Annotated in this window: 1 rRNA gene (cut by a window edge); it reads left to right on the plus strand. The window is 56.2% G+C overall.

The window, feature by feature from the left end:
• Positions 1–1393, plus strand: a 23S ribosomal RNA gene (locus tag AB0I22_RS39540); it begins 1278 nt to the left of the window's first position.
• Positions 1394–1414 lie beyond the last annotated feature (21 nt).

Here is a 1414-nt window from a genome sequence, read left to right on the forward strand (position 1 = left end):
GGTGAGACCTGATGCCGAGCCGATTGTGGTGAAGTGGATGATCCTATGCTGTCGAGAAAAGCCTCTAGCGAGTTTCATGGCGGCCCGTACCCTAAACCGACTCAGGTGGTCAGGTAGAGAATACCGAGGCGTTCGGGTGAACTATGGTTAAGGAACTCGGCAAAATGCCCCCGTAACTTCGGGAGAAGGGGGGCCATTCCTGGTGATAGCACTTGCTGCTTGAGCTGGGGGTGGCCGCAGAGACCAGCGAGAAGCGACTGTTTACTAAAAACACAGGTCCGTGCGAAGCCGTAAGGCGATGTATACGGACTGACGCCTGCCCGGTGCTGGAACGTTAAGGGGACCGGTTAGCTCCATTTCGGTGGGGCGAGGCTGAGAACTTAAGCGCCAGTAAACGGCGGTGGTAACTATAACCATCCTAAGGTAGCGAAATTCCTTGTCGGGTAAGTTCCGACCTGCACGAATGGCGTAACGACTTCTCGACTGTCTCAACCATAGGCCCGGTGAAATTGCACTACGAGTAAAGATGCTCGTTTCGCGCAGCAGGACGGAAAGACCCCGGGACCTTTACTATAGCTTGATATTGGTGTTCGGTTCGGCTTGTGTAGGATAGGTGGGAGACTGTGAAGCTATGGCGCCAGCCGTGGTGGAGTCGTCGTTGAAATACCACTCTGGTCGTGCTGGATGTCTAACCTGGGTCCGTGATCCGGATCAGGGACAGTGTCTGGTGGGTAGTTTAACTGGGGCGGTTGCCTCCTAAAGAGTAACGGAGGCGCCCAAAGGTTCCCTCAGCCTGGTTGGCAATCAGGTGTTGAGTGTAAGTGCACAAGGGAGCTTGACTGTGAGACCGACGGGTCGAGCAGGGACGAAAGTCGGGACTAGTGATCCGGCGGTGGCTTGTGGAAGCGCCGTCGCTCAACGGATAAAAGGTACCCCGGGGATAACAGGCTGATCTTCCCCAAGAGTCCATATCGACGGGATGGTTTGGCACCTCGATGTCGGCTCGTCGCATCCTGGGGCTGGAGTCGGTCCCAAGGGTTGGGCTGTTCGCCCATTAAAGCGGTACGCGAGCTGGGTTTAGAACGTCGTGAGACAGTTCGGTCCCTATCCGCTGTGCGCGTAGGAGTCTTGAGAAGGGCTGTCCCTAGTACGAGAGGACCGGGACGGACGAACCTCTGGTGTGCCAGTTGTCCTGCCAAGGGCATGGCTGGTTGGCTACGTTCGGAAAGGATAACCGCTGAAAGCATCTAAGCGGGAAGCCTGCTTCGAGATGAGGGCTCCCACCAACTTGATTGGTTAAGGCTCCCAGTAGACGACTGGGTTGATAGGCCAGATATGGAAGCCTGGTAACGGGTGGAGTTGACTGGTACTAATAGGCCGAGGGCTTGTCCTCAGTTGCTCGCGTCCACTGTGT

The sequence above is a fragment of the Streptomyces sp. NPDC050610 genome, from assembly GCF_040654875.1.
Taxonomy (GTDB): Bacteria; Actinomycetota; Actinomycetes; order Streptomycetales; family Streptomycetaceae; genus Streptomyces.